Below are 7863 nucleotides of genomic sequence, written 5' to 3'. Positions count from 1 at the left end.
CGCCAGGACCCATTACCACCGGCCTTTGGTTTGCGAAGGCTGGTGGTGAATAGCTCGGCGCCGTAACTGCTCCCTGGGGTAATGGGTCCTGGCGTTCGCCAGGACGACATCGCGTGTGTGGCGGCCTTCGAACCACTCCGGCAACCCGCTACTTMGTCAGCAGCGCATAGGCGCCGGTCCAGCCTTCCGGCGGCGGGTTGAGCTGGAAATCCTTGATCCTCGCCTCGTAGAGCTTGAACAGCTTTTCCAGCGTGTCGGCGTCTTCGCTGCGGCGGCCGCGCTCGATCGCGTTGAGGGCGCCCTGCCAGTCGCGGCCGCGGTAGCAGGCGAGCATCTCGATGGTGAGGTTGCGCAGGCGCTGGAAGGCGCCCGAACGCATCACGTCGTCGCGGCCGGCGATGGCGTAGATCACCTCCGGCTCGGTCTTGCCCTTGACCATGATGAAGTCGAGCTCGAGGATCGCGAACTTGTCCTTGGCGGCGAGCGCGGTCCTGGAGCCGACGATGATCGGAAAGCCGTATTCCTTGGACTGCCCTTCCAGGCGCGAGGCCAGGTTGACGCTGTCGCCCAGCACCGAATAGTTCTTCTTCAGATCGGAGCCCATGTTGCCGACCACGCCGATGCCGGTGTTGAGGCCGATGCCGACATTGAGCGGGATGTAGACGTGGCCGCCGTCGGCGGCTTCCTGCTCGCGCTCCTTGTTGACCGCGTCGATCTGCTCGAGCATCTGGATCGCGGCCTCGCAGGCGTTGAGCTCGTGCTCGGCATCGTCGAGCGGCGCGTTCCAGAACGCCATGATGGCGTCGCCCATGTATTTGTCGATATAGCCCTTCTGCTCGATGATCACGTCGGTTAGCGGCGTCAGGAAGCGGTTCATCAGCGCGATGAGCCCTTGCGGATCGTGCTTGTAGGTCTCCGAGATCGTGGTGAAGCCGCGCACGTCGGAGAACATGATCGTCATCTGGCGCTCCTCGCCGCCGAGCACGAGCTTTTCCGGCGACTGCGCGAGCTGCTCGACCAGAACCGGCGACATGTATTGCGCGAACATGCCGCGGATCTGCACACGTTGCCGCTGCTCGCGCACGAAGCTGGCGAAAATCAGCGTCAAATAGACCGCCGTGGTCGACAGCAGCGGATAGGTGAAGTCGATCAGATAGCGGTGCTGCGCATAGAAGAACCAGGAGACGCCGACCAGGATCGCGGCGAACATCGCGCCCGCCAGCACCAGGCGCACGGGGCCGAGATTCGGCGTGAAGATGATGACGAGAAGGCCGATGACGAGTGCTGCCAGCAGCTCGACGCCGAACGCATAGTTCGGCTGTGAGATCACCGCCCCGCTCAGCACGCTTTCGAGCACCTGGGCATGAATCTCGACCCCCGGCATGGTCGACGACACCGGCGTGGTCTTGATGTCGTTGAGCCCCACCGCGGAGGTGCCGACCAGCACCAGCTTGCCGGCGATTTTTGCAGGCGGCACGGCGTTGTCGAGCACGTCGGCTGCCGAGACATAGATCGAGTGATCCTGGCGGGCGTAATGCACCCAGAGCTGGCCGTTTCTGTCGGTCGGGATCTCGACGCCCTTGAGGCGCACGCCCCGCACGCCGGTCTTGTCGGTCCTGATCAGCAGCGTCGGCGTGCCGGTGACGACCCGCAGGATTTCGAGGCTGAGCGAGGGCATGATGTTGCCCTGGGCGCGCATCACCATCGGCACGCGGCGGATCAGGCCGTCGCGCTCGGTCTTGATCGTGAACAGGCCGCGGCCTGCGGCGACCTTCTCGATCTCGGGCACGTTGCGCAGCAGCCCGGGGAATTCGAACAGGAAGCGTTCGGCATCCGCTTCGCCGACCGTCGCCACGCCGGTGAAGGGCAGCGTCTTGTCGATCTCGGACGACACGGCCGGCTGCCCGGTCTCGCCCAGCACCACGTGCGAGCGCTTGATTGCTTCGGCGAGGATCTGGTCGTTGCTCGGCAGCTCGCGCAGCTTGGCGCGGGTGGCGTCGTCCAGATAGCGCATCTGGCTCGCGACCAGATCCGGATTGAGCCGGTCGGCCTCCGAAAACACCACGTCGAAACCGATCGCGACCGCGCCGTTGGCGGTGAGATTGAGGATCAAATCGGCAATCCGCGTGCGCGGCCATGGCCACTGGCCGAGCTTGGCGAGGCTCTTGTCGTCGATATCGACGATGGTGACCGGCCGCGCTGTCTTGTGGCGCGGATCGATCAGCTGAAACATGTCGAAGGTGCGCAGCCGCAATTCCTGGATCGGCGGCGGATCCCAGATGCGGAAGCCGGCGAACAGGACCAGCAGCGCAAGGCACATCAGCCGCGCAAGGCCGAACTTCCGCGTGAACCACCGCCGCAGGATCTTGAGACGCTTCATGCTGGTCGGATATCCTAGCTGCCTCGCGCCATGCGCACCGATCATGGAGCGCCCGCGCCCGATTGGCTATTCCTGACTGTGCAGGATTATGGATTTTTTGCCGCGGTCAAGGCGGAATGACGCACGGTTTTCGGGGAGGCGCAGCCGCTAGGTGACGTGAAGGATGAAATCGTTCGCCTGGAGGTTGACGCCCTTCACGAGGATGGTGTCGGCCGCATCGATCGTGATCAGGGTGTCAGTCCCTGACGCGGCCACATGTTGAGCCATCCAGGCGGAAGTGTTGGAGGCGTTCAGGAACGACAAGTCGATGTGGTCTGTGCCCGACGTGAAGTTCACGATCGTGTCGTGGTTGGAATTGGCCGCGAACACGAACTGGTCCTGATAGCCGGTCGTCCCGAAGAACACGTCCTTGCCGGTCGTGCCGATGAGACTCGCCGCACCCTCAGACAGGTTGAAGATCAGGTTGATCGTGTCGCTGGCGCCGTGCGCATCGGTGACGGAGACCGCAACCTTGTCCGTGGCGGGCCCGCCGTTCGCCTCGGTGTAGGTCAGCGCCTGGAGCGCCGAATTGACGATGGCCAAGGAACCGGCCCCCGATGAGGGGTTCACGCTGCCCGAGACAGCGGTCGCTGCGACCGTGAAGGTGTCGTTGGTATCGGGATCGGCGACCGACAGGCCGTGGACGGTCACCTGATCGCCGGCCTGCGTGACGCTGATCTGGTCGTAATTGAGCACCGGCGCGTCGTTCGCACCGGTGATCGTCACCTTGACCTCGGCCGTGTCGGTCTTGTTATGACCGTCGTCGAGCGTGATGGTGGAGATGAGCTGCGCGGTCTGGCCCTCGCCGAGGAAATCCAGTGCGTTGTCGGCGATCGAATAGTTCCAGGTGATCGTGCCGTTGTTCGTGTTGCCGGCCTGCTGAAGGGTCAGGGCGTGTTCCAGAGCGGCGATCTGGTCCGGCGTCAGCGTCAAAGCCGTGGTGTGATCGAGCGCGGTGACCGACTGAGCGGTGATCGTCGCGGTCGGACGATCGGTCAGGTCGATATCGGTGAAATGGATCGTTCCGGTCCCGCCCGACGCCGGGTCGAGCGCGGAGGAACCGGTGGTGTTCGCAAGCTCGGAGAAGCTCGCGCTCTGCGAGGTCTCGGCTGCGGTGAAGGCCGGCGCGTCGTCCGCGGCATTGAGCGTGATCAGCGTGCCGCCATGAAGGTCGCTGCTGCTGGCGAAATGCGCGTTGCTGTAATCGGCACCGATGAGCTTCACCGTGATGGTGTGGCCGTAGGCGTCGCTCACGACGAGATTGCCGGTGACGGGGTCGTAGGTCGCCGAGGTGCCGCCATCATATGTGATGGTCGACAGGTCGAGCTTGTCGGTCGCGGCGAAGCCCGCGATCGACCCGCCGAAGCTTCCCGTATCGATCTGGAGCTCGGCGCCGCTGCCCGCGAACGTGATGGTCTGCGAGACCGTGGCGTTGACCTCGAGCGTCGCGTTGGCATCGATCGCGACCGAGCCGGAGCCGGACAGCTTGCCGAACAGCGTCAGGGTCCCGGTGTGGACCTCGATGCTGCCGGTATTGGTGATGGTGCCGGAGATCGACGCCGTGCCCCAGCTGTCGATGTCGTGGGAATTGGCGATGCTCAGGCTGGTGCCGGACACCGAGGCGCCGTTGAGGAGATCGATCTCGCCGGCGTTGCTGATCGAGGACAGATTGCCGAACACGCTGGTGCCGGCGACGGTCCAGGTGCCACCCAGCTCGTTGTTGAAGGTCGCGGTGGCGACCGAGATATTGCCGTTGATGTGGCCGGCATTGTTGATCGTGATGGCGCCGCCGGTCTCGACGATGGCGTAGGTCGCCGCGGAGGCGATCGCAGGTCCGATCGTTCCGGTGGCGCAATTGTCGATCACCGCGGAGCCGCCGGCCGTGTTCTCCTGGATATAGATCGCCGCATGGGCGCTGGGCGCCACGATCGAGCCGGTATTGGTGATGTGGGTCGAGCCGGTCGCGCCGGCCTCGTTCTGGGTGACGCTGATGCCGGCGAGGCTCGTGCTGGTGATACCACCATGATTGACGATGGTGATGTCGCCGGCGCCGTTGGCAAGGGCGGCCAGGCCGACCGTGCCGGTGGCGGCGCCATTGTTGGTGACACTGACATCGCCGCCGCCGTGATCGAACGCGCCGATCGCGGTGCCCGCGGCGGTGATCGACGACGTCGCGCCGGTCGTGACCGTGATGTCGCCGGCCGCGTAGGTGAACGCCTCGATGCCGTAGCCGGCATCGGCGATGATCGTCGCATCGCTCTCGACGATGACGTTGCCCGTCACCGCGCTCGAGAAGACGCCGGTGCCGCCCGGCTTGTAGCCGGCGATGATTCCGCCCGGTGTGGTTGCGTCGTTGTTCAGGGTCGAGCCGGAATGGATGGTGCCGTGCGCCTTCACCGAGATCGTGCTGCCCACGCCGCTCGCGATCGCGGCCGCATAGTTCACCGCCACGATGCCGGAGCTGCCCGACGTAATGCTGTCGCCGCTCGCGAGTGTGACGCTGATGTCGCCCGCATCGATGCTGTAGGCCCTGATGCCGTAGCTCGTCGCGCCCGAGATCGTGACGTTCGCGCCGAGCGCGATCGTCACATCGCCGGTGCCGCCGCTCAATGCCGAGGCGTTGATGCCGATACTCAGGGGGCCGGCGACGGAAATCGCGGTCCCGCCGGCGCTGGTCACCGTGACATCGCCATTGCCGTAATTATAGGCGTTGATGCCGTAACCGGCCGCAGCGGTGATGTTGGCATGGTTGTTGACGACGACCGTGCCGTTGACGCCGGTATTGGCGTTGGTGCCGGTGGTGGCACCGGTGTAGCCGGCTTCGATGCCGCCCGGCAGATTGCCGGCCAGGTTCAGGCTGCTGCCGGAATTGATCGTGCCGTAGGCGTTAATCGTGATGGTGCTGCCGGCCAGGTCGCTGAGAGACGTCGCACGGTTGACCGCGACGATCCCCGAGCTGCCCGAGGTGATGACGCTGCCGGCCTCGGTCGTGACGGTCTGGTCGCCGGCGCCATAGCTGCGCGACCGGATGCCGTAGATCGAGCCACCCGTGATGGTGCCGCCGGCGTCGATGGTGACGTCGCCGCCGCCTGCCGTGACCGCATCGATGCCGTATGCGCCGCCGACGGCGCCGCCGAGCTGGGTGATCGAGATGGCACCGTTGTTGGCGACGTTCAAATTCTCGACGAGCACACCGACCGAATTCGCGCCGGTGCCAGTCGCCTTGCCGGTGAGATTGTTGACCGTGATGTTGCCGGCGCCGGTCGCGCTGTCGCGCAGCCAGATGCCGTGGCCGTTCTGGCCCGTGATGTTGCCACTCGCCGTGAGCGAAATGCCGCCGGTGCCGTTCTGGGTGACGACGATGCCGTTGGCGGCGCCGGTCAGGGCACCGGTGGGCGTGAGAACGATGTCGGCGGGCGTGGCAAGCGTGCCGCCCGACGCGGTGAAGTCGAGCGCATCGCCGCTCGTTGTCGTGATGTCGGCCGCGCCCTTGATCGTGAACGTGCCGGCTTTCGTCGACTGGCCGGCGATGGTGCCGGTAAAGCTCTGGCCGACGACCTTGTCGAGCTGGAGCGTATCGGTGCCGCCGGCAAAGGTAATGGTCTGTGCGTTCGCCCCCGCAAGTTCGAGCGTCGCGCCGTTGTCGATCGTCACCGAGCCGCCGCCAGTGAGGCCGCCGGCGAGATTCAGCGTCCCGGCCTGCACCTCGATGGTGCCGTTGTTGGCGACCGCCGCCGAGACGATGTTCGCGCCGGAGACGCCGTAGAGATTTCCGGAATTGTTCAGGCTGCCGTCATTGACGGTGACATCCGACAGATAGAGTTTCGACGTGCCGTCGACCGTGATCGTCCCGCCGGTATTGGTGACGGTGACCGTCGTCAGCTTCAACGTGCCGCCGTTGATCGCCTTGATATTGGCGGTGTTGATGATCAGGTCGCCGGATATGTCGAGCTCGCCGCCGCTCGCCTGGATCAGATTGTGATTGGTGATGGTGTGGAGCACGGGGGGATCGATCGTCAGCGTACCGCTGGTGACGGTGATCGTGCCGTTGTTGGTGATGTCGCCATTGTTGATGGYGCTCGTACCGGTCGACTCCAGCGTGCCCGAAATCGTCACAGTGCCGCCGTTGATGGTCGCGCCAGCAAGATCGAGCGTCGAGCCGGACTCGACCGACACCGTGCCGCTGCCGCTATTGGTCACCGTGGTCGAGATCAGCTTCAGCGTGCCGCCATTGATCGCGGCCAGCGTGCCGGTGTTGGCGACGGCCTCGCCGTTGATGTCGAGCTCGGCGCCATTGGCCTGGATGATGCCGCCGTTCGTGATGGCGGCGGCGGGAGTCGTCGCCACCAGCGCCAGCAGGCCGCCGAGGGTCGACTCGAGCAGATAGCTGTTCGAGATATTGGCATCGGTGATCGTCGTGGCGCCGGAGGACGCCAGCGTGCCGACGATGGTGAGCGTGCCGCCGGTCAGGCTCGCACCTGCCAGCGTCAGCTTCTTGCTCGCGTCGACCTTGACGATGCCGCTATTGGTGATCGCGCTCCCCGCTACGGTCGCATCATCGAGCGTCAGCATTTTGCCGCTCTCGACCGTGACCGCGCCCTTGTTCAGCGTCGCATTGCCGTCGATCTTGCTGTCGCCGGTGACGTCGATCGTGCCGCCCGACGCGCCGTTGAAATTGTTGATGGTGCCGCCGGTGATCTCGGTGCCGGACAGCGTCAGCGTCTGGCCATCGTCGATTGTTACGGTGTGGCCGGTGTTGGTGAGAACGTCGTTGAGCAGCGTCGCCGCGCCGGCGATCTCCAGCGTGCCGTTGTTGGTGACCGGGCCGCCCTGGATCTTGGCGCCGTCCTTGAGCTTGACGGTGTTGTCGAGCTGGATGCTGGAATTGTCCGTGATCGTCGAGCCCGACACCGTGACGCCGTCCAGCGTCAGCTTGGCGTCGGCAATGACGGCGGCCGTGCTCAGCGTCGCGCCGCCGTCGATCTTGCTGGCGACGGTGACGTCGATCGTGCCGCTGCCATTGACAGCGCCGCCGCTGAGGGTGGCGTCGTCCAGGGTCAACGCGGCATTGGCATCGACGATGACGTTGCCGCTCGAATTGTCGACCGTCGAGCCCTGGCCGATCGCCAGCGCGCCGTTGGCGAGCACCTCGATGGTGCTCGCGTTCGTGATCGTCTCGCCGTCCAGCGCATTGCCGGTGCCGCTGACGTTGAAGATGGCATTGTTGGTCAGAACACCGCCGCTCAGGACCGCGTTGCCGGTCAGGTCGATCTCGCCATTGCCGGTCACCGTGCCGGCGCCGCTGATCGTGGCGCCGTTCACCGTCAACTTGCCCGTGGCATCGACAGTGATGTGGCCGGTGTTGGTGACGCCGGAGCCCTGGTCGATGGTCAGCCAACCATTTGCCAGCACCTTGATTGTCCCGCCGGACGTGTTGGCAGCGG

The 7863-nt window shown here is 65.2% G+C and carries 2 protein-coding genes; both read right to left on the bottom strand.

Annotated features, from left to right (window positions below; all coding sequences use genetic code 11):
- Positions 1-148: 148 nt before the first annotated feature.
- Positions 149-2380, bottom strand: coding sequence for a CHASE2 domain-containing protein (locus ACXJL8_RS27335; RefSeq protein ID WP_456624084.1), 2232 nt, complete (start codon positions 2378-2380; stop codon positions 149-151).
- 147 nt (positions 2381-2527) lie between these two features.
- Complete coding sequence (locus ACXJL8_RS27330) at positions 2528-7831, bottom strand: beta strand repeat-containing protein (RefSeq protein ID WP_456685911.1); 5304 nt, start codon at positions 7829-7831, stop codon at positions 2528-2530.
- Between the last annotated feature and the right edge of the window lie 32 nt (positions 7832-7863).

Source organism: Bradyrhizobium sp. P5_C11_2, assembly GCF_054049755.1.
The sequence above is the reverse complement of the archived record's forward strand: the minus strand, read 5'-3'. Positions and strand labels throughout refer to the sequence as shown.